General features: G+C 63.6%; 27 protein-coding genes. 10 read left to right on the top strand and 17 right to left on the bottom strand.

The window, feature by feature from the left end:
- The first annotated feature begins 343 nt into the window (after window positions 1-343).
- A complete protein-coding gene (locus C8E83_RS19205) occupies window positions 344-715 on the top strand; it encodes a hypothetical protein (protein WP_147430135.1) in 372 nt (123 codons plus the stop codon).
- Between the two features lie 583 nt (window positions 716-1,298).
- Here the strand turns inward: C8E83_RS19205 and C8E83_RS09355 are convergent.
- From C8E83_RS09355 to C8E83_RS09330, 6 genes are read right to left on the bottom strand one after another with little or no spacing between them, the layout of a single operon-like run.
- A complete protein-coding gene (locus C8E83_RS09355; RefSeq protein WP_121369638.1) occupies window positions 1,299-1,538 on the bottom strand; it encodes a hypothetical protein in 240 nt (79 codons plus the stop codon).
- Window positions 1,538-1,876 (bottom strand): hypothetical protein, encoded by a 339-nt coding sequence (locus tag C8E83_RS09350; RefSeq protein WP_121369636.1) that lies wholly within the window; start codon window positions 1,874-1,876, stop codon window positions 1,538-1,540. The genes C8E83_RS09355 and C8E83_RS09350 overlap by 1 nt, the downstream gene beginning before the upstream one ends.
- Window positions 1,873-2,316, bottom strand: coding sequence for a hypothetical protein (locus tag C8E83_RS09345; protein WP_121369634.1), 444 nt, complete (start codon window positions 2,314-2,316; stop codon window positions 1,873-1,875). Before C8E83_RS09345 ends, C8E83_RS09350 begins: the two co-directional genes overlap by 4 nt.
- On the bottom strand, window positions 2,309-2,746 hold the full coding sequence (locus C8E83_RS09340; RefSeq protein WP_147430134.1) for a hypothetical protein: 438 nt from the start codon (window positions 2,744-2,746) through the stop codon (window positions 2,309-2,311). Before C8E83_RS09340 ends, C8E83_RS09345 begins: the two co-directional genes overlap by 8 nt.
- A complete protein-coding gene (locus C8E83_RS19200) occupies window positions 2,739-2,987 on the bottom strand; it encodes a hypothetical protein (protein ID WP_147430133.1) in 249 nt (82 codons plus the stop codon). The genes C8E83_RS09340 and C8E83_RS19200 overlap by 8 nt, the downstream gene beginning before the upstream one ends.
- 8 nt (window positions 2,988-2,995) lie before the next feature.
- Window positions 2,996-3,361, bottom strand: coding sequence for a MerR family transcriptional regulator (locus C8E83_RS09330; RefSeq protein ID WP_121369628.1), 366 nt, complete (start codon window positions 3,359-3,361; stop codon window positions 2,996-2,998).
- Window positions 3,362-3,911: 550 nt separating this feature from the next.
- Between C8E83_RS09330 and C8E83_RS19195 the strand changes: the two genes are divergently transcribed.
- Complete coding sequence (locus tag C8E83_RS19195; RefSeq protein WP_147430132.1) at window positions 3,912-4,133, top strand: hypothetical protein; 222 nt, start codon at window positions 3,912-3,914, stop codon at window positions 4,131-4,133.
- Between the two features lie 82 nt (window positions 4,134-4,215).
- Complete coding sequence (locus C8E83_RS09325) at window positions 4,216-4,599, top strand: hypothetical protein (RefSeq protein WP_121369626.1); 384 nt, start codon at window positions 4,216-4,218, stop codon at window positions 4,597-4,599.
- Between the two features lie 73 nt (window positions 4,600-4,672).
- Here the strand turns inward: C8E83_RS09325 and C8E83_RS09320 are convergent, their stop codons facing one another.
- The 4 genes from C8E83_RS09320 to C8E83_RS09310 all read right to left on the bottom strand — a co-directional run bounded on the left by C8E83_RS09320 (window position 4,673) and on the right by C8E83_RS09310 (window position 7,817).
- A complete protein-coding gene (locus tag C8E83_RS09320; protein WP_121369624.1) occupies window positions 4,673-6,214 on the bottom strand; it encodes a relaxase/mobilization nuclease domain-containing protein in 1,542 nt (513 codons plus the stop codon).
- Window positions 6,211-6,624 (bottom strand): hypothetical protein, encoded by a 414-nt coding sequence (locus tag C8E83_RS09315; RefSeq protein WP_121369622.1) that lies wholly within the window; start codon window positions 6,622-6,624, stop codon window positions 6,211-6,213. The genes C8E83_RS09320 and C8E83_RS09315 overlap by 4 nt, the downstream gene beginning before the upstream one ends.
- A 202-nt stretch (window positions 6,625-6,826) precedes the next feature.
- On the bottom strand, window positions 6,827-7,366 hold the full coding sequence (locus tag C8E83_RS19190) for a hypothetical protein (RefSeq protein ID WP_147430131.1): 540 nt from the start codon (window positions 7,364-7,366) through the stop codon (window positions 6,827-6,829).
- 238 nt (window positions 7,367-7,604) lie between these two features.
- Window positions 7,605-7,817: a helix-turn-helix domain-containing protein gene (locus C8E83_RS09310; protein ID WP_170159893.1), complete on the bottom strand. Its 213-nt coding sequence runs from the start codon at window positions 7,815-7,817 to the stop codon at window positions 7,605-7,607.
- A 494-nt stretch (window positions 7,818-8,311) separates the two neighbouring features.
- Between C8E83_RS09310 and C8E83_RS09305 the strand changes: the two genes are divergently transcribed.
- The 6 genes from C8E83_RS09305 (at window position 8,312) to C8E83_RS19180 (ending at window position 13,809) form a co-directional block, all read left to right on the top strand.
- Entirely contained in the window at window positions 8,312-8,557 is a 246-nt protein-coding gene (locus C8E83_RS09305; protein ID WP_121369618.1) for a helix-turn-helix transcriptional regulator, read from the top strand.
- A complete protein-coding gene (locus tag C8E83_RS09300; RefSeq protein ID WP_121369616.1) occupies window positions 8,554-9,864 on the top strand; it encodes a site-specific integrase in 1,311 nt (436 codons plus the stop codon). Before C8E83_RS09305 ends, C8E83_RS09300 begins: the two co-directional genes overlap by 4 nt.
- Window positions 9,865-10,136: 272 nt before the next feature.
- Complete coding sequence (locus tag C8E83_RS09295; RefSeq protein WP_121369615.1) at window positions 10,137-10,541, top strand: hypothetical protein; 405 nt, start codon at window positions 10,137-10,139, stop codon at window positions 10,539-10,541.
- A gap of 470 nt (window positions 10,542-11,011) precedes the next feature.
- A complete protein-coding gene (locus C8E83_RS09290) occupies window positions 11,012-11,560 on the top strand; it encodes a hypothetical protein (RefSeq protein WP_121369613.1) in 549 nt (182 codons plus the stop codon).
- Window positions 11,561-11,628: 68 nt separating this feature from the next.
- A complete protein-coding gene (locus C8E83_RS19185; RefSeq protein WP_147430130.1) occupies window positions 11,629-12,138 on the top strand; it encodes a hypothetical protein in 510 nt (169 codons plus the stop codon).
- A 441-nt stretch (window positions 12,139-12,579) separates the two neighbouring features.
- On the top strand, window positions 12,580-13,809 hold the full coding sequence (locus tag C8E83_RS19180) for a hypothetical protein (protein WP_147430129.1): 1,230 nt from the start codon (window positions 12,580-12,582) through the stop codon (window positions 13,807-13,809).
- Between the two features lie 325 nt (window positions 13,810-14,134).
- Here the strand turns inward: C8E83_RS19180 and C8E83_RS09285 are convergent, their stop codons facing one another.
- The 5 genes from C8E83_RS09285 to C8E83_RS09265 form a co-directional block, all read right to left on the bottom strand.
- Window positions 14,135-15,022: a metallophosphoesterase family protein gene (locus C8E83_RS09285; RefSeq protein WP_170159892.1), complete on the bottom strand. Its 888-nt coding sequence runs from the start codon at window positions 15,020-15,022 to the stop codon at window positions 14,135-14,137.
- Window positions 15,019-15,924, bottom strand: a complete 906-nt coding sequence (locus C8E83_RS19465; protein ID WP_170159891.1) for a hypothetical protein — start codon at window positions 15,922-15,924, stop codon at window positions 15,019-15,021. The genes C8E83_RS09285 and C8E83_RS19465 overlap by 4 nt, the downstream gene beginning before the upstream one ends.
- A 65-nt stretch (window positions 15,925-15,989) precedes the next feature.
- Window positions 15,990-16,247, bottom strand: a complete 258-nt coding sequence (locus tag C8E83_RS09275) for a hypothetical protein (RefSeq protein ID WP_121369608.1) — start codon at window positions 16,245-16,247, stop codon at window positions 15,990-15,992.
- Complete coding sequence (locus C8E83_RS19175) at window positions 16,244-16,894, bottom strand: hypothetical protein (RefSeq protein WP_147430128.1); 651 nt, start codon at window positions 16,892-16,894, stop codon at window positions 16,244-16,246. The genes C8E83_RS09275 and C8E83_RS19175 overlap by 4 nt, the downstream gene beginning before the upstream one ends.
- A 262-nt stretch (window positions 16,895-17,156) precedes the next feature.
- On the bottom strand, window positions 17,157-18,947 hold the full coding sequence (locus C8E83_RS09265; protein ID WP_121369604.1) for a hypothetical protein: 1,791 nt from the start codon (window positions 18,945-18,947) through the stop codon (window positions 17,157-17,159).
- 72 nt (window positions 18,948-19,019) lie between these two features.
- Between C8E83_RS09265 and C8E83_RS09260 the strand changes: the two genes are divergently transcribed.
- Window positions 19,020-19,598, top strand: a complete 579-nt coding sequence (locus tag C8E83_RS09260; protein ID WP_245981554.1) for a hypothetical protein — start codon at window positions 19,020-19,022, stop codon at window positions 19,596-19,598.
- A gap of 85 nt (window positions 19,599-19,683) precedes the next feature.
- Here the strand turns inward: C8E83_RS09260 and C8E83_RS09255 are convergent, their stop codons facing one another.
- Both C8E83_RS09255 and C8E83_RS09250 read right to left on the bottom strand, forming a co-directional pair.
- A complete protein-coding gene (locus C8E83_RS09255; protein WP_121369602.1) occupies window positions 19,684-20,016 on the bottom strand; it encodes a hypothetical protein in 333 nt (110 codons plus the stop codon).
- Window positions 20,017-20,085: 69 nt separating this feature from the next.
- Window positions 20,086-20,325, bottom strand: coding sequence for a hypothetical protein (locus C8E83_RS09250; protein ID WP_121369600.1), 240 nt, complete (start codon window positions 20,323-20,325; stop codon window positions 20,086-20,088).
- Between the last annotated feature and the right edge of the window lie 54 nt (window positions 20,326-20,379).

The following is a 20,379-nucleotide window of genomic DNA, read 5'->3' as shown; positions in this document are numbered from 1 at the left end:
CGGACAAGGCGTTTGGCCCTAAGCTTCTGCTGCGGGCCGGCCTCCGCTCCCCCCAGTGTTGAGGCCGGGCCGTCTGCTCTGCGAGTTGGCCGGTATTTTAACTGGGTTATGCGCTATCGCATTCGTCCGTGCGCGACTTCCTGCTGCCGGAGTCCACCCCACCTCAAGCTGCCCTCAGAGCTCCCGATTGCAGCCCTGCATGGCATTCGTGGAGGCGATTCTGTGGTGAGCCGAGATGTCTTGATCGGGGTATCGACGACCGCCGTGCCGCACGGCCGTCCCGAATGGGTGCCGCCCGAACCGGGACTCGCGTCTGCGCGCTGGCGAGACGTACCGTGCAAGCATGGGGAAGCGAATTCGACTGCGCGATTTCCTGCCCGGGGGCGGGCGTAAGTCGCGTGGGTCACGTGAGCATGGGACGCACGAGTCGGTTCAGCGCAGCGTCGACACTGCACTGATCATCGAGGCGGCTCGCCACGTGGTGGCGACCCGAGTCGCGACTCAGGCATCGCTGGGTAGGCATCTCTACGTCGCGCCGGCCGTCGCAGACCATCTGCTGACCCGGCTCGAGCACTGCAAGGTCATCGCGCCGGCACGCAACGGCCAGCCACACCGGGTTATCGCGACGTCGGCCGAGCTGCCGGGACTCATCGAGGAATTCCAGCGACGCAGTGTCATAACCCAGCAGCCTGGTGAAGCCTCGTCGCGTGGATGATGCGTGCCCGGCTTGACGATGATCTGCAGGTACTGGCTGTCTGATTCGAGGATGGCCGAGGAACGTGGTCGACCGTGGCTAGCGAGCAAGACGCTTCGGACGTTGTATGCGTACCGGAAACCAGTCATTAAAGTCTCGACGTTGTCGTGGAAGTCCGCATGACCGTTAGTTACGACGATGGCCGGTTGAACTCGCTCTACGGCGAGTTCAAGCGCAAGGCGAGTCAGCGGAGCGTCCGGCAATTCGTCATCAGAGCCTGGAGTGTCATCTTGTGCGCAAGCGAAAATGCGTCCCGCCGCGAGTAGAGGATCGTGTGCAAGGAGGACCTCAACTGGTTGCGATCCGAGTACCTCGAGGGCGTCCCGGTCGATCGTTGCCCGTGGTCGGGAACCTCCGTCCTTGCAGACGGTGTCACCTGAGCTCCGAGCCCCCTTGCCAACCTGGGAATCACCAAAGCTGGCAAGAATTCTTCCTGCCGCCGTCCTACCGTGCCAGCCGCGGGGCAACCAGGCTAGCCTGTCGGTCGACTGTCGAAGTCCAACCCGACCGACTGACAGCCGGGGTGCAGTAACACCCGCTGCAGCTAGACCGGCTCCTGTGAAGAACAAAAGCCGTCGCGCGACTCGAGGAACGACTGAATGCGGGCCACGTCACCGTCGTGCGCCATCTCCAAATCGCCCAGGACGTAAATCTGACGGATGTCGTGGTTGAAGGGGAAATCCGCGGTCTCGAGAAGCCACGGGACGTTGGCGTCAAGCACCCCGATCAGGCCGATGCGACGCTCGACTTCGGCGGCCGGATCGTCAGGCGTCGGGTTCCACATCAGATGATGTGTCCAAGAGCGAGGGATCGTTCTTTGTCGTAGAGCTCCACTCGGGTTCCTGGCTCGGCGAGCGGGCCGAGGGTGAGCTTTGCCCAGAGTCTCATGACGACGGTTTGGCCGAAGTCGTCGGGCGCGCCGTAGGTGCACCAGACGGCGAGCTGCTGGCCGAGGTTGGGGTCGAAGGTGCCGGGGGAGTCGTCGTGGGGTGTGCCGAGCCAGATCCTTTGCCGGAGAAGTTGCGTGCCGGCGGCCGGTGCATGCGCGAGGGTTTCCCGGTGCCACCGCAGCCGGGTCCTGAACGCCGGCATGTCGTCGATCGAGGACACGGTGAAGCTCATGCCGTCTCGATATTCCTGACGACCGTGGCGCGTATCGCCGCCTTCCTCGCCGCGACCTGGGCACGGAACTGGGTGCCGGTGCGGAGAGTGTGCGCGTGGCCGTCGCGCCAGCCGATCATGCCCTCGTGCCGCCAGACGTTCGCGACGTGCATGCGGAACCGGCTTGCGGCCTCCGCCCGCTGGTCAGGTTCGAGTTCATCGGGGAAGTCGCCGGGCAGGCCTCCTGTGTCGGGCAGGAGTTCCTGGAACATCTCGCGGAACGTCGGGCCGAGCGTGTACAGGCGCCGGTATCGGGCGACGAACGCGCCGACCGCGATGCCCCATTCTCGGACGTGGTCAGGGTGGGTGAGTTCTTCGACGACGTAGGCCCAGGATGCGGGCGGTGGCGTCGCGCCGTCGATCCACCATTCGTGGCTACCGCATTTGGTGGCTTCAGGCATCCGGGTGCCTCCCGACGTCGAGTTGATGCGACAGCGGTCGCATCCGGGAGCGTCGACGGAAGGTAGGGCCGACTCGCAAGCTCCGGTATTCGAAACGGGTCCAGCTGATCAGTCCCGTCCGTCGCCATGCGAGCGCGACGTGGTGCCTGAACCCTTCCTTGAGGACGACACGGTCGCGGCTGCGCATCCCGGGCGGAAATTCCGCAGGCAGCCCGTCATGCTCGTGGAGAAGGTGGCGGAACATCTCGCTGAACGTCGGACCTTGGAGTTGCCGGCGGGTGAATCCGTCGATGAAAGTCGCGGCCGAGAGTGCCCATGCGTGACCGTTCTCGTCGCCGGTGAGGTCGTCGAACGCGCTCACCCACTCGGCCGTCGGCAGCGTAGGCAGCCCCCGCGACCAGATCGGAGTCGCGGACGACGCTTCAGTCATCTCGTCCGCCCTGGATCTTCAGTTCCCGTTCGGCGAGGAATCCTTGATGGAGCGTGAGGACCAGTTCGATCCACTCGGCCAGGTTCTCCTGCTCGGCGTTTGGCAGAGCCTCCCATCCGAGTGCCCGGCCCTGTCCGTGGTGTGACTGCATGTCGTTCACGCGTTTCGCCGTGTCGTAAACCGCAGCCAGGTATTCGGGGCTGCGATTCGCGCGCCACGTCTGGATGGGCGTCTCGGGCATGGAGGGATTCACCACAGGTCGCGATCTCGGATCAGCTCGACGACGCGTTCTGGTGAGTGCCCATCGCGGAGCCACTCAACAGGCGTCTGTCGTCCTTCTGCGAACAGTGACGCTTTCGGGACACTCATGAATCCCGCGTCGATCTGCCATCCCGCCTCATCTTCGGTGAGGGCTGCTATGACCTCCGGAAGACCGGGGAGGAGCTTGACGTACGAGCCGATGTTGCACTGCCACGACGGGAACCGGATCCTGTCCGCGATTACCACGGCCGGCAACTGTCCTTCCTCCACCATGCGGCGAAGTTCTTCGTCGTCGACTCCGAGGTAGCCGCTCATCTCGTCGACCGACATCGTCCCGCACACGCTCTCAGCCACGAACGAAGCATCATGATCTCTAGACCGCCGGCGGCCACTGCGGCATCGCCGTCAGCTAACTGCTCCTCGGTGAAGGCACCCGAATCGATCAAGGCCTGTTTTTGCTCGTCACTCAGGCTTTTGCGAACGACGGGCGGCACGGCCAGAACCTTCTCCGTCACGGCATCCACGATCCAAGGCCCGTCCGCGTCCAAACGCTCTATTGACTCAACGAGCCGACGCACCGAGTCGTCCGACGGTCTCGCGGCATGCGCGTTCGGCCTTGATTCATCACTCTCAGAAGTCATGCCGAGCAGTGTTGCATTAAATGTCACGCGTTGCCAAGCAAAAGCGGCGCCAAAAAAGCTGCGCGATTCCGTGGTTTAGAAGAACAAAATCGCGATCTTGGCCAGGATTTTACAAGACCGGCATTCTTTTTACTCGTAAACGAGCAGAATGATGAAATATTGAGCACGGAAATTTGAGAGTTGTAAAAATCTATAGTTTCAGACGAAAAAGAGTCGCGGATCGAGGCTTGGTCGAACCCTGCAGCACCGGCTACCGTCGGCTCGTGTCTTCACCTTCGAAGCGACCGATCTTGGGCCTGTCGGAGGCTCGCTCGGAACTTGGCGCTGCGCTGGCTCGGTTCCGCAAGGGGGACGCCACGCCGCTGATCTTTGGGCGCAGTGGTGTGCCCGAAGCGGCGATCATCCCCTTCAGGGACTTTCAGGAGGTTCTCCGGCTCGACGGCATCGCGTCGTCTGTTCGATCGGAAGCCGCACGTGAATCGTGAGCGAGGAACTCTCGGTGCCGGAGCCGACGGCGGCAACGTCTCCGCTCGAACTCGGTTACCCGTGCTTGAGCGAGGAACTGACATGACCGATGAGGACTTGGGGTCCTGGGACGAGTACGTCGGCCCGTTCTATGACACTGCCGGCGTTCTCCGTCTCTTGAGGATGAGCGCCAACGATCTCGAGTCGCTGGTCAAGATCCAAGGCGTGCTCCGGCTCATCACGGGAGACGGAATGGTCGTCTACCCAGCGTTTCAATTCGGCTCCGACGGCACTCCACTGCCACATCTGCGAGAAGCGCTGAACTGTCTGAATTCGTCTCCGAGTCACGGGTGGGGTGACGCCCTCTGGCTGAATGCTCCCGAGGACGATCTTGATGGGCTCACACCTGCCCAAGCGCTACGGACCGACCGCTTCGAGGAAGCCCTGCTGTTCGCTTCTCAGGCCGGGTCCGTCCGGCTATCGTGACTTCGTCACCCTGCCAGGGCCGGTCGGGTCTTGGGCCGGGCGCTGTCCTGTCGCCCGACCCAAGACCGCACGACTAGGTCAGTGAAGGCCCGTCGTGCGTCGCATCGCGGTCCGCATCGTCGGCGGCGAGTTCGGCCCGGATCCTGGCCAGGCGCCGCTGCCGGGCGTGGTCGGCCGTGGCCAGCGCAGGGGCGATCCGATCTGAGGGTCCCGACGAGTCATCCACGGCCCGTGAATCTGCAAGCTGGCTCTCGTCGACGTCAGCCGAGGCCTCATCGCCCACCAGCGAGACGGGCGCCACGACGCTCTCGCTTCCGATGGGCGGGGCGACATCTAAGTGGCTGCCCGAATCGCCCCACGGTTCGGGGACTGCGGCCAGAACGGGTTGAGGGCCCTGCTGATGCGGCTCCGCGACTTCGGGCTCGTCCACCGTCGTCGTCGAAGGCTGCAGCTCCGCGTTGGCTTCGGAGACCCGTGCAGGCTTGGCCGAAAGGTATTCACTGATCGCCTCTGCACTGCGTGTCTGTGCGACGAGGTCGGCCTCGTCGAGTGCCGCCCTCATGCGGTCTGCGAACGAGGGTGCGACGGGCGTCTCCGGGAGGGCCTTCGAGAGAACGGTCGCTGCGGCGGTGGGTGTCTCCTCTGCTGCAGCCTCGAGTTCCCACTCGGACCTGTCAACCGCAGCCACGCGGACCGTCGGGATCGCTCGCTTGTCTTCTTGCAAAGAAGACAGTCGCTTCTCGTCAAGGAGCAGAAGGAGCAACCTGTCGCGCGTGAAGTCCTGAGATAGCGACGAAGCCTTGCGCCGTTTCCACCGTGGCACCGGCATGGACTCGTCGCGCATCGCAAACGTGAAGCCCGTAACCGAGTCGCCGGCCAGTCGACTGCCACGGCCGCCGTGTCGGATCCTGTGCTCGCTGACTTCCACTCGAACGCCCCGCTGCTGACACGCGACCTCGAACGCCGTCATGAACGCTTCCGGTTCGAAGAGACCCTCCGCGTGCGTTGCATTGCCGGCTTCGTCGCGAGCCGCCGCAACGCGGTCACCGAGCTCGACCTCGAACGGTGTCATCTCAGATCGCTGCCTCGACCACTCCGGCGCTGCAAACTTCGGCTGGACGTCCAGGACATCGTGCCGGACTTCACGCATGAGTTCGTCGTTGGCCTGCTTGACCTGCCAGTGCATCCGATGGTCGGTGAGCGCCTTTCCGGTGACCATGTTGTGATTGAGGACCTTCACGTGAGCGTGAGGAGCATGGCCCTTGCCATCGGCGTGGACGACGATCAGGCAGGGGGAATGCGGGTGCATCTTCTTCGCCAGCAGGAACGCCACATCCCCAACCCGCTGGAGGTCGGCGTCGTTGTCGACGGAGAGCTCCTGGGGCGAGAACGACAGCACGTAGCTCTGCGCCTTGATCTTCCGACCGTGCCGCGTCGCCAGCTCGTCGCCGAGCGCGACGAACGACGCGATGTCGGGTGCGTCGCAGTAGAAGCCAGGCACGAGGCGGTTCGTGCCGTCGGCGAGGTGCGTCTTCCGCTTGGCGTCCTTCCCCAGCACGAGGTAGTCGGTGCTGGCCTTGAGGTCGTAGTCGGGCTTGACGTCGGTCACGCTCACGGCTGCGACCGTCCACCCAGCAGTGCGACGACCTCACGCATCCACACCCCGAGAGCATCGATCGCGGAGCCCAGTTCGCCCAGGTCAACACCGTCCGTGTGCGCGCGGCGTGCGACATCGCGCACCTCGATGCCCGCCCGCATCACCTCGACGCGAAGGGCTGCGATGACGGCCGCCTGCTCGTCGGTGAGTGGCGGCACAGCCGCCACGGGAGCCGTCTCGGGAGCAGGAGGCCGGCCCTCGAACGTGTTCGCCGCGTCGACCGCGACCGCGCGCGTGAATGCCGACACCGTGAGACCGCGACGGTGCGCGCCACGCTCGAGCAGCGAGTACTCCTGGACCGTGAGCCGCATGTCGAGCTTCTTCGGTCGCGACGGGGGAGCGCTCTGACGCGTCGCCTTCCCGTTCACGACGCCTGCTCCGTACGCGCAGCAACCGAAGTATCTGGATCCAGTTCACGCAAGCAGACGAACTGTCCGACGCGCCGATCACTGGCCGCGCTGGCTCGACCCGTCGACGTCGAGGTGACTCGAAGGCAACGTTTCTTCTCGACGCCGGCGGTTGTTCCCAAAAGGAGCTCGCCCACGGCAGCCGTGTCCGCGGGGCGGGCGCTCACAGGCTGAATCCCGGGTCGAATGCGGCGCCGTCGATTCCCGTGGCCGCGCGCGCCAGTTCGAAGGGATCGAGGTCAGTTGTCGTCGAAGGCGTCTTCGGCCCGTGAGCTTCGTCCCCACGCGCGGTCGGCCCAGGTTCACTGACGTCGGATTCCTGTCGACACGGCAAGGCAGGAGTGGGGATATCCCACCCGTCGCTGTGTTCCTGAGCGGCTGAGGCATCGACGGAATCGGAGTCCGTTCTCGACGCCGTGGTGACGTGCTGCGTGGAAGCCGTTGCACCAGGAGCGTCGCTCTTGATTCGCACGGTTTTGCTCGTGCGGGCCCGCGCAGACCGCGCCTCGGTCTCAGCGCGCATGTTGGCACGGGCCTGTTCCGAGTAGCTCGCATAAAGGTCCGGTGCTACCTCGCGAAGAATCCCTGCGACACGAAGGTCGACAGTGGTCTGCTCTTTCTTTATGGCGTCGCGGACGCGCTTTTCCTTTGCGCTCGCCTCCCGCTTGATCGCCGCGAGTGTTTTCTCAAGTTCCGTCGTCATGCTGCGTGCGTCCGTTCTGCGGCGTGAGCCGCATCGAAATCCGTCGTGTTTGAGACCGGCTCGCAACGAGAGCGAGGGCGTTTGCCTGACTGCCGCGGCTTCGGCAGCGGCGGACGCAGTTCCGTACCTGGGCGATCATCGGCGGCGTGAAGACTTCGCGTTGAAAGCACAAGACTCAGAGCTGTGAAGAGCATGCTCAGGCACGGCGGAGGCCCTGGCGTGGGTGTCAGGTGAAGCATCAGCTGGCGGCGTCGAAGAAGTCGCGCAAAGCGGCTTCGCTCACCCTGATCGTGCGACCGGACTTGTGGGGCCGGAAGGCCTTGAGGTCGCCGGAGTCGACCATGCGTCGCACGGTCTTCAGGCTGACGCAGAGGCGTTCCGCGACCTCGGTGAGTGAACAGGCGCGCAGCGGGTCCGGCGCGGGAGCGGAGCAATGATCGATTCTGGGCATGGTTGTTCCTTGCGTCGCAGTGGCGATGGCAAGGGACCCCCGGTCAACCATCTCAGGCTGAGATTCCGGTTTCGCACGACGTGCTGTCCGATGTGTGGATCGACGGTGACCCGTGCTTCCTTGAGTCGTTTTAGGAAGCGATCTCTTTGTGAGCCGCCTACGATACGCATGACTCTCAATGGCTCACCATGCCCAGAACGGGGGTCATGTGTCTCTGCCTGTCCCGTCCCGACCACCGCCCGGACCGCTGCAGAATCGTTCCTCGTGGTGTTCGCGGGCCTTCCCAGCACTGCGCAAAGTGCGTCCGGGAATGACCGGGATTCCGTGTTACTTTCGTCTCAGCCCGAAAAGGTAAGGGTCAGAGACTGCAGGACGACAGGCCTGTTTTCCTCGACGAGTGGACACGCACCGCCGGTGCACGACCGCCCCAGTAACCGGTAATAGGTTCGGCGGACCCGGTCCCTCGAAAGTGAACACACTTTCGAGGAACAATCATGACCACACGCAAGATAACCACTACGAGCCTGCCGGCACCGACCGACCTGAGGCCGAGTGCCCTTCAGACCGATGCGGCTGCGTCCTATATCGGTGTCTCGCGCAAGACGCTCGCCAACTGGCGCGTGCTCGGCGAGGGACCCGGCTACGTTCGTCTCGGCAAGGCTGGCTCGCGCGTGGTCTACCGCGTAGCCGACCTCGACGCGTTCCTCGCCGCCCGCGTCGTCGGGACAGTGGCCGCTTGAGCGCCGGAGCGGAAACCCGCGGCAAGGCCGTTCGTGCCGCACGCACGCGACTGGAGCCGGGCGAACACTCCATCGACCGAGTCAAGGCGCGCGAGCGTGACAACGCGTTCGTCATCGACTGGTCGGTTCGCCTGCTCGATGGCAGGATCGTGAACCGCCGCACGCAAGCAGCCTCCGTCTCCGAGGCGCGAAGGCGCGCGAAGGTCACCGCAGCGCAGCTCCTCAATTCCAATGAGGGACCCTGGAAGCCGACCGCGGATCTCAAGGGCTACATCGAGGACGTCTCTCGGCCCGCAATCGAAAGATCGCGACTGCGACCGAACAGCAAGGCACGGTACTTCGCGGTGCTGGATCTCCTCCTCGGCAAGTGCGAGGCGCATGACCATGCCTTCTCATTCGCCGGCCACACCATCGCCTCCGGCACGAGGTTCAGGGCCCTGGAGGCTTGCCTCAAGGAGATCGCTGAACTGCACGGGTCTGAAACTGCTCACCAGGCCCGCTCTGTGCTCTCGAAGTACGTGATCCAGGAACTCAACCGCGACGAGGTGATGACCGGCAACCCGCTCAAGGGCATGTCAATTGACCTCTCGGGCAGCAAGCCGAAGCGCCGTCGTGGCGGGCGTGCGCTCACGGAGGAGGAGTACCGCTGGGCGCTCGACTACATGCTGGAGATCGACCCGAGCGTGGGGCTGATCAAGCCTGTCCAGGGTCGCTGGACCCTCGAGGACTTGATCGCCAAGCGCCGTAACATCGTCGACCTGACGTTGCTGCAGGCCGCCACCGGTCTGCGAGTCACCGAGGCCAACTCGCTCACCTGGGGCGACGTCAAGTCCTCCGCAGATGACACCGTTCGCGTGACCGTCACGGAGGACGTGTCCAAAACGCACCGCGAGCGCACGGTGCCCATCCTCGATGAGAGGGTCGCCGACCGCATCCTGGATCGGCAGACCAGCGGAGTGCCTTTGACTGACTTCGTCATCGGTGCACCGACCGACTCGACGAAGAAGTGGAACCGCGACAACTGCCAGAAGGCCGCAAACAAGCTGTACCTCGAGCTCGCCGCCGAGCTCGAGATCCCGCTGCTGACCACGGCCCGGACGCACGTCTGGCGCGCGACCCTCAACACCCTCCTCGTCGCCGACGTGCCCGAGGCCATTCGGTCGGCTTATTTTGGTCACGACGTCGCGGTCAACAGGACCGCTTACACGGACATCTCCGACACGACGGCGATGCTCGACGCAGCACGTCGGCGTGCTCAGCGACGGGCCGACGAAGAGGAGGCGGACGACAGCGGCGAGGGCTCGTAGCCAGGCGGCGACCAGGCGTAGGAGGCCCAACCACCAGCAGCGACGGTGCGCCGCTAACTCGATCGCGCGGGATGCCCTGGATTCCGACACAGCAGGGAATTCAGGGCCTCCCGTGAATTACCAACTGGTCGCGTCCCGGATGCGAGGGGCCGCGCCACCTCATGCCGGACCGCAGTCCAAAGAAGACAAAATCCCTCCGTGTGGGGATCCAGATGAACAGTCCAGATGCGCGACAAGACGAATTGATCTAGTCCAAGCAACAGGAGAAAACGATGCCCAAGTTCAACGAGAACAACAGGATGTACACGAATGTCAACGAGATCGCCGCCCGCGAGGGCCTCATCTGGGACGGGCAGTTCAGCAACCCCTACGGCATTGCCGGACTGATCTCGAAGGACCTCCAGGATGAGGAGATGCTCCGAGACGGCGATCTGTACTCGCGGCTCTTCGACCATACGAAGCGGTTCAGGCCGCGAGGCCGCGGCGCGAGGCAGCCCGTTCTTGCCATCTTGTCGCCCTATGCCGACGCAAAAGAGATTCGACCGCTCGCAGCAGAGTTCGCTTTGCGGTTCGGACTGGAACATCGGTTGGGCGATGCGCGCGACCGCATCTATGTCGAAACTTTGACGGTTCCGATCCTGTTCTGGCGGGCAGATCTCCATGACTTCGTGGGATGAGCAAGCCGTGTAGCGAGAGTTGCAATGGGTTCAAATCCCACCGGTACCGCCATGATGAAGAGCCCTGGGTCCCCGTATTGACGGGGATCCAGGGCTCTTCTCGTTGCTCGGGAGGCGCGCGCCAGTAACCAGGCGGTAACGGAGCATCTGCGTGCACCTGCGCCGGGGTGCGAGCAGCTCGTCATGGTGCACGCGTCGCGAGGTGGCCGGCGGCACCCCAGTCTGCAGCATCCCTGCGATGTTCCTGGCGAGCCGGCAAAACGATGAGCCCACCAGGTGTGCGTGGATGTCGACCCTGCGTCGCGGCGGCTCCGAAGCTAGAGCGGCCCAGTCTTCGCGAAGCGCGCCCAGACGGCCGGCGGACGTGTCCCTCGGGTAACGATCTGTACGAGCCGCGGGCTTGATCAATCTACGACGTCGTCGGCTCCAGATAGGATCTAGAGAAAGCTTGAACGTAGCTGGAGCGGGCCATGACGAATCCAATCGAGATCGACGACGCCATCGTCCTCTTGCTGGGAGCGGGAGTAGAGCCCGGCGGCAAGGCGCGGATCCAAGGTGTCACTCGCTTGGAGAAGCTCATCTTTCTCCTTGAAAAGGAAACGCATAGCCGGGATTGGCTCGACGAGGACGCCGGCTTCGTGGCTTACAACTTTGGGCCCTTCTCTCGGAAGGTCTACGACGCGGTCGAGACTCTCGCGGCCGCCGGCATTGTCAAGGACTCCGCCAAGTTCGCACCCGATGACATGGACACGTGGGAAGAGCGAGAAGTGCTCGGGAAGGCACCCGACCAGAACTACCCGTACACCACTCGAGATTTTGAACTCACCGAGCGCGGTTGGCGATACTTCGCCGCTCTGGAAAATGAGATGAAGCCGGACGCGTTGAAGGAGCTCAAGTCATTCAAATCGCGATTCGCGACGCTGCCGCTCCGCCAACTTGTTAGGTACGTGTATCAGAGGTACGAGGAATTCACGACCAAGTCGCTGATCCGCGAGGAGATTCTGGGCCACGATTCATGATGGGGATCTTTGGGGGAAGTTCCCCGAGCCCGGAGTGGGGACTCGGTCTCGGAGGAGGTGTGGCATTTGTGAGCGTCGTCGCCGTGTGGGCTTCAATCAGTCTTCGAAGCAACACCGACCAGCGACTACGGTCGCGAGTCGACATCGCATACGCCGGACTGGAGGAGCGCGCGAGAGAGACTTTTCAGAAGTTGCGGGATGATATCGATCGCCTATATCCGACGTCGACGGCCCCGTTCGACCCTGCAACCGCGTTCCAAGATCCGGGAGCACTCGGGCAGTCGGCGAAGAAGGGTGTGGCCATCCTTCGAATGAGGAGCGTAATCGAGGCGCGGTTCCACCGCATGCTGGCTGTTTGCTCCTGGATCCGGAACGGTGCCTTTACATTCACGGCCTTGGTCGTGGCTGCAACGGCTTTATACTTCTTGTCTTTTGACCTTAAGGTTCTTTGGGGAATTGTGGCAGGTGCGGCCGTCCTCGTCTTCCTAGCGTGTGTCGTTGGCGTGCTCACGTTCGCTTGGCTCGAAAGCTCGATCCAGAAAGCTGTAGAGACATCGAGCGCGGGAGTGGCCCCGTGACACGAATCATTTCGCCGCTTCCTGCTGCAACCGACTCTGGAGAAAGGGTTCTTCTCCAACCTCTCCTCGACTGGCTCTCGGGGCGACGTTGGGTCCGGGATGACAGTGTCGTCATCGAAGAGCTAGCTATAAACGGGCGTCGAGTCGACGTCTCAATTCTGACACGATCAGGAACGTTATCGGCGTTCGAGCTCAAGCTAGGCAGTTTTGGTCGAGCGTTGGAACAAGCGTTCTACAACACGCGGCTATACGATCGTTCTTGGATAGTGCTTGACGCAATGCCCCGGCGCCGAAATCTCGAAGAAGCGTCCCGTTGTGGAGTTGGTGTTCTCGTGCGGACTGACGCTTCGTTTGCTATCGTCTGCCAGCCCGCTGCGCCTTGTCCTAGTTCGATCCCGCGTCGCCGCGTGACCGAGAAAATGCGAGAGCGGGTGCGCAGGCATGGCTAAGTTCCGGCATTTTCTGAGCTACGGTTCTACGGACCAGGAGACTGCTCGCAGTCTCACTGGATATTTCGATGGATTGATTGTGCCCGGGACAATTGCGGCATTCCAGGCCGAGGGTACAAAGGGATTCGTTCTTTCCCTTTCTGCGCGATCGAATGAGCCTTATGCCATCGACTCGCGGTTTCCCTTGTTTCAAAACAGTGGGTTTGCTTGGAAGAAGTCTCATTTCCTGCTCGCGCAGGTGTTGGGGCTGGATCAGTACGTGAGCGAGAGCGGCTCACGGGAGCTTCGCCCGGCTGACTTCGATGAAGCCCTTGTCGCCAAAGTCGCAGAGGGTTGGCTGCGGTTCAATGTGGACTTCGAAGATGTCCGCATGAAGGTGTTTGACAAATACGCCAAACGACTGCCGGACGACGACATCAAGATCGAAGACGCCCAGGCACCTGCGTGGATCATGCCGCCTTATTTGATGGTCGACGGCCTTGAGGATCCGTGGCGGACGGTGGGGGACCGCATATGGGAGGCATCCGTTCGTCTCGCCGCAGGACCAAATGATTTGCGGTTGCGTCGTGTGATTGCGGGTGAGTCAGCTGCCGCTTGGGATCAGCTACTCCGAGTTACGCCTGAGCACGAACTCGCCGGTTGGGTGTCCCATCTCGACGAGCTCGATGCCTCGACGGCGGGTCGAGGAGAGCTCCTGACCTACGGGCGGGCGATCCACGCCGCATCCACGCGCGGACAGCGCATCTTTGCTCTGTATGGAGGATTCTTCTCCGTTCTGCTACATCGGTATGGCCTCGAAGGGTCATCTCACGGCGTTGGATACGGAGAGCAACGCGACTACATCGAGCTTCCGACCTCCGGGGCACCGCCCGCTCGCTTCTACGTTCCTCGACTCCATCGGTATATCGGTGTTGACATCGCTGGCGCGATCTGGGACCAAGCGCCCGAACTAGTCGAATGCCTCTGCCCGGATTGCAAGGGCCGATCGCCGATGGCTCTCGACTATCACGAGCTCATGCGTCACTCCGTGCGAGTTCGTTCTGCCGAAATCGCGGAGTGGACCCCTCTGGCGACTGGTGAAGCGTCTATGCGACTGCGACAAGACTTTCGCGACTATTCACAACTTTTGCCAGACCTCGCCCTGCCGCGGGCAGTCGCACGGCGGGCGGAAGGTCTATACGTGCATCTCGAAAGCTGGGCGTGGGTTCTCGACCGGGTCTAGATGACGGTCCCAGGGACGGTTCATTAGCCGTCGGGTGCGTACCGCAGTACCGCGTACTGCAGGCTCTATAACTTAAGTGCCCTCCGGATCTCTCGGGAGAATGTGCATGAAGGTGCACTCCTTTGCCCGGATGTGCGAAATCATGCCGCGCGCGGGTGCATCGAAGTCTTGTGTTGACGTCGCGAGGTTGTGCACGAGGTCGAAGCGGCCTCGGCCCGCATCGTTGCAATGTCGGGCCAAACGGCGCTTCGGGTTCAGTGCACGAACTCTGCGACGAGTTTGTGCACGTTCGTGTATTCGGCGCTCTGTCCCACCCTCGGTGAGCTCATGAAGCTAAACGCCGTCGCCGCTTCCATCGCGTCGCCGCGTCGCGCTCCCGTCGCAGCCCCGGGCTGAGCTTCTCCGGCACGTCGAGGGTGAGCGAGTCGGGTTGAAGGATTCCGACGCTGCGGGCGGTGCGATTGCGATCGAGGATCACGCTCCGTATCCCGAACGGTTCTTGGCCAGCAGGTTGTAGTAACCCCGTCGTGTCGAGGTGCCGGTGGTAGTGCCCCGAGACGACGAGCTTCGGTCGCACTTGTTCCACGCCTCGGTGGAACATGGCCTGCCCCGCCCGGGCGTAAGCAAACCCCTTCTCGGTCCAGAAGTGCCGATTCTTCGCGATGTGTCGGTCGAGGGCAGCCGTGATCGGAGCATCGTGGCCGAGAAGCACGTCGACGCGCTCGGTCCCGAGAGCGCTGAGGTCTTCTTCTGTGATCTGTTCCTCGGCGTGCCACTCGCCGATGTGGCCGCCGATGGACTTGCGGCTGCCTCCATTGATGCTGTTCGCGCCGCCCAGGCTCCCCAGGACGCTCCCCGACTCTGTTCGTCCGCGCCATCCTCGGGGCAGCCAGATGATCCGACGTTCGAGGCGCCGGTAGCCGTGAGCGTCTGGTTGGCGCATCCGGTGCAAGGTGGGGTAGCCCTCGTGGTTCCCGCCGGTGATGAACACGTACTGGTTGCGGGCGAGGAGCGCGTTGTTGAGTTGCCTGAGTCGCTCGCGTTCGTAGGGGTTGCCGTTGGAGAGGAAGCCGAAGTCGCCGAGGACGTGAATCTGTCGGATGCCGGCTCGGTCGAGGTTGCGGATGGCAAGTTTCGTCCATTGGAAGTCTGCGTGCGGGTCGCCGAGGAGGCCGATGCGGTCGTCGACGAGCACGTGCCGGTCAGGCTTCACGCCGTGAGTTGCGGGTGGCTGTCGCCGGGCGCCTTGATGGGACTTGTCCGCACATCGGGGAATGAAACGGGCCGGTGCGACAAGCGAACAAGCAGGGGCGCGTCGTCCTTGGTTCGAATGCGACCCGTGCGCTTCGCCCTTCGGTGCAGCCATCCTGTTGCCGTCGTGCGCGGCAGAAACGTGAGGTGATCGGCGTTGGACTCGTCGTCGATGAGTTCGAGGCCGGCACGCTCAAGGGTGTTTATGAAGTATCGAGTCGCGTGTGCATCGCGCTCCTGTTGCGTGATCTCGAGCACGCGTCCTGGTGTCCTGAAGTACAGCTCGATGCCGACGTGGGGGAGCGCGTAGAGGGCTCCGATTCGCCGGGCGAGGATGCTTCCGTACGGCGTTTCGTGGGCCCGGTCCGCGGAAATCGCTGCCGCTTCCTCGGGAGTCACTTGTCCGCCCGACACGTACTGGACGTCGTCGTCGGGGTCCGCGAAGCTCTGAACCGCCTCCAACCAATCACTTTCGGACACTCCCGCGAGGACCACGGCGGCGTCGATGCCCTCCTGATAGAGCACCACGCCGCGATTGCCCGGACCGTGACGCAGGGCAGGGATGCCGTTCGCGAGTCCGCCATCTATGAAGGACGGGACGACGTGCCAGGCAAGACTCCTGATGTTCAGGTCGGGACCCGGGTGGACGACGAGTAGTCGCTCGTACGGTTCGATGTACTCGATCGCCCGTTCGACGCTGCCGGGCGTGTGGCCGGAGGCGAGTGAGGGAAATCGATCGATGATCGCGCCTTCTAGTCGTGCCTGGTCTGCGGTGGGAGTCAGCGAGAGTCGGTTCATCTCGAGGAGCTCGCGAGCGCGGCGTTCCGGCATGAGCGTGAGGTTGATGAGGGTGGAGATGTTCAAGTCGCTCCAGAAGCTTGTGGGCGGGTTGCGGATTGGTGTATCGGAGTCGGCGTGCTGTCTTGAGTTCAGCCCCGGGTGTGCCTGGTCCTCGCGACAACGTGGGGCCATGCTTCGGCGAGCGCGTACCGCACGATGAGCACCGCTTGAACGGATTCGCTTCGCTCGTCCTGGCTCATGTCGGACCACGGCTTGATGGTGCTGCCCGGCTCTCTCGCGAGCCGGTTCGCGAGGCGTCGCGCAGTCTCTTCGCCGAGCGTCGCCTCGAACTCGATCGATCCCGGCGGGTAGGGCCCGATGGCATCATGGCCGTACCGCGTCGTCATAATGCTCCGGAGCTTTCGATTGACGAGATGACTGCCGCGACGTCGCCTCCGTGACGCAGCCACTCGACGGGTGCAGTAGCTCCTTCGCGTCGGAGTGAACGCTTCGGGCTCTTCATGAATGCCGCGTCACTCCGCCAGCCGTCTCCGTTCATGGTGAGAGCGGCGATGACGTCCGGCAGGCCCTTGAGGACCTTGCTCGGACGGTTCGCGGCGTCGAATTGCCAGGTCGGGAACCGGAGCCGACCAGCCAGCTCAACTGCCACGAGCTCGCCGCGATCGACGCGGCGCACCAGTTCATCGTCATTGATCGCGAGGAAACCCTTCGTACTGTCGAGCGATGCCGTCGCGCACGCCGCATCGAGCCACGTCTCGGCCATACGAAGGTGAAGATCACCTCGTTCGACTCTTCGTTGAGCCTCGTCAAAGTCTTCGGGAGTTAGTGCTCCTGCAGCGACGAGGAGAGCGCGGCGCTCGGCGCGAGAGACGCTCCGGTCGACAGGCCGCATCGACTCGAGGTGCTCTGTGAGAGCGTCGACGAGCCAAGCGCTGTCAGCATCGAGTCGAGACACTGCGGCGGCAAGGCGACGAACGGCGGTGAAGGAATCGTTGTTCGTCTGGCTTGGCGGGCCTTGAGTGATGTCGTTCATTCTCTAAGGATCCCGGGCGAGGGCCCGGTCCGCAACCTGCTAACCGGCCTCTTATCAGGCCTTTTGCTCGTTTATGAGCGCAAACGGGGCTCAAAAATATTCCCACCAGGACCTCGGCTACTTACTGAGGTGGCCGCTTGCCACCGCGCTTCCCGACTACGGGGCGTGGATGGCTGCAAGCGGCCGATGATCTGAGCGAGGTCCCATCTTTGAGCATGAGGACATGTGTGTTGCACTCACCCAATGGGTTGATGACTCGGTATCAGTCGTTGCGCAAAGCCCAGATGGGCCAGCTTCGGAGCTTGGCTCGATCGTCCTCGGAGAGGTCGTCAAGGATCGAGTTCAATTCGTCGCGCTCGTCCAGCAGGATGGCCAGACACGCTTCCGCGAGGGGATCCAACGCTCCGTCGCTCCGATGACGTCGGCGTTCCTGACGGATCGATCGCCGGTCCTCGTCATCGAGGGTGCCCAGCCGGTGCTGCACCTGCCAGGAGTTGACGCTGTAGATGGGATCGCCATCGCCCTCACGAACGAGCCAGGCAGTGAGATTGCTCGCACCTCGCAGGAGATAGGCCGCATGAGCGGCTGAGGTGACCTTGTCGGCGGCGAGCAGGAGGTTGAGGGCAGTCTGATTCGCCATCCCAAGGGCAACTGGACGGTCTTCCAGCATCTCGTAGGCCTCGACGATCTCGTCGAGGTGGAGGTTGAGCGTCTTGCCAAGGTCGTCGGCGGTCAGGGACTCGTAGAGGGTGGCTCGTCGAACAGTCAGGGGATCATCGTCTTCGGACGTCTGGCGGAAGTAGAGACGGCTCCGCTGCTCGGGAGCGAACGGGTCGACAATCTGACGATGATCGGCATCGGCACCATCGAAAACGAGGACGACGATCTGGAACGGACCGATGGAGAGATTCAGGCGCCCGACGCCGTCCGTGGAGACTCGGACTTCCTTGCCGCCGACCAACGCGGGATGCAGCATCAGCAGATGCTGTTGCTCCTCCGGCACGACGTCGATCGAGCGTCCGAGATCGCGCCCTAAGTCGAACGATTCGATCACCGCCATCATCTTCGCGAGCAGGTGCCGCACCTTCACGAGGTCGCCCCTGTCGGCGGGCGCTATCGGAAGCGGAGGCAACTCGTGCCCGTTGATGACGAGGGGCTCTCCCGCGGCTGCTGCCAGGAAGAACGTGACATCGTCGAATTGCTCGAAGAGGGTTCCGGCCCTCGTCAGATCGATGTTCGTCGACAGACCGTCCTCGACCCTTCGGGCACGAATCGAGAGGCCAGCAGACAGAACGATCCGGCTCGTCTCGTCGTCAATTCGCTCTACGGAGGCAGCGGCGAACTCAACGCCCCCGCACGCAGCTGATACGGACTGTTGCTGCTTCTCGGGATAGAAGGCCAGGTCGACGTCGACGGGGATCTCTGAGCCGTTCTTCGTCTTCCCGACGACGGTGAAGTCGGTGTCGCTCAGGTTGAGGATGGTGGGCTCGGAGCCGCTGATGTGAGTAAGGGTCGTCACGGTCAGGCTCTCGAGCTGCGGCAGAACGTCGTTCAGACTGACCGGGTTCATCTGCTTCTTGCCATCGAAGGCCACGTGAACAAGACGTTCTATGTCGGCTACGTCATCCGGGAGTCTCCTCATGGGCACGGTCAGCGATTTTTGCTCGGCAGGCATGGATTCGAGCAACCTGCGGATCTTGAAGGGCATGAGAGCGGCATAGAAGATGCCCCGAACGTTTCCCTCCGGGGACACCGGAACGTAGAAGTACAGCCCGCCACCGTCGGCTCGCATGAACTCCAACGTGTCGCGGTCGATGGGCCAGCCGACCGACTTCGCCTTGAGCTTGATCTTCTTCGGCGTTGTACGCCCCTTGACCTGGACCGGGACGCGTCCGACGAGGGAGCTCTTCTTCCTGTCGGGCGATTTGTACAGATCGATCGCGCCGTCCGTGAGCGGTGTCTTGTCGTTCGAGTCGATGCGCCCCGACAGATGCGAACAACGAGCGATCGCGGCGGCCACCGCGGTTACGGCCAGGGCTTCGACGTCCACCACCTGCCCATTCTCGCGTGGGCGGACGACAACTCGAGTGAAGCACCACGGTTCTCCGTCTCCTACGCTCGGCTGATGGTCGACACGAAGCAGACGAAGACGATCGGCGAGCACGCCGTGGCGTCAGAGCGGGCCCGCCGAGGGTGGGCGCCGGCGCTCACGCGCGACGGCCTCGAGCGCACCGACATCCTCGCCGTCGAGCTTGCCGGACGCCGGACGATGATCGAGGTGCAGGTCAAGGCCGCCCGCGGCCGCGGACCGCGGCTGTCGTGGCCGTTGGGTGAGAAGTCGCAGCAGCCGGCGCTGCATCCGCGCGAGTGGTTCGTGATGGTGGCGATCGACGACGACGTCGATGCGCCCTTGCGCTTCTTCGTGGTGCCACGGGATCACGTCGCGGCGGCTGCGTGGATCGAGCACATGAACTGGCTCACGACACCGGGCATAGCCCCGGGCGTCCGGAACGTCGGACCCGAGCGGTCCCGAGTGACGCTCCCGACGTTCGCCGGGTACGAGAACGCCTGGTCGCTGCTGACCAAGCCGACCGACGAGGTCCCGGTCGCGCTGCCGCCGGAGTTCCACACGTACGCCGAGGACACCGAGCGGGTGGGGCTGCCTGGAGGGCATCCATGGCGTGAGGCACTGCCGAGCTGGTAGCCACGGCGCCTCTTCTCGTGCTCGAAAACGAGACCCCCGCAGCCGTGGTGGCTGCGGGGGTCTGTCTCGTGGTCGATGCGACGCGTCAGACGCGCGCCGGCGCCGCGCTGCTGAGGGTGTCGATCTTGTGCACGATCGTGCCGACGACCGGCCAGTCCACGACGACCTCGTCGTCGAGGAGGAACATCGCGGGCGCCTCGAGACCGACGCCGATGGTGCCGCGGCTGATGAGCGTCGCGTCCTCGAACTGGGTGTCGCCGAGGAGGATCTCGTCGCGGGGCTGGACGCGCATGCCCGCGTCCGGACGCGCGACGAGCGCCGGCTTCACCGGAACCGGCGCAGCGGCGATCACGGCAACCGCGTTCTGGAACGGGGCGCGGACGACGGACTTCATGATGCGAGCGATGGTCTTGAGCATGGTGCGGCGTCCTTCCGGAACGGGAGCTGGTGCGAGGGCGATGAGGGGAGAGGCGGGCGCGTGCGCTGGTCAGCGCGCGAGCAGCAGCGCGATGCGCGGCGCGCGGCGACGACGCGACCGCGCGGCGAGGGCGACGCCGAAGGCGCGCACCTGGAGCAGGAGCATGTAGGCGCCCGCGATGCCGAAGAGCGATGCGAGCACAGCGAGGTCGGGACGGTGGACGTCGACCATCGCGATCGGAGCGACGAGGGCGAACGTGACGAGCCCGAGGCCGAGGAGGATCGAGTAGGCGTTGACGCGGTTGCGCATGGGAGGGCTCCATCGGTCGGGCGAGGCGGGTGTTCGTGGTGGAGCGAGGGCGGC

Origin of the sequence: Frondihabitans australicus, assembly GCF_003634555.1 — a bacterium.
Taxonomy (GTDB): domain Bacteria; phylum Actinomycetota; class Actinomycetes; order Actinomycetales; family Microbacteriaceae; genus Frondihabitans; species Frondihabitans australicus.
Note: the sequence above shows the minus strand (reverse complement) of the source record. Positions and strands in the feature narration are given on the sequence as shown.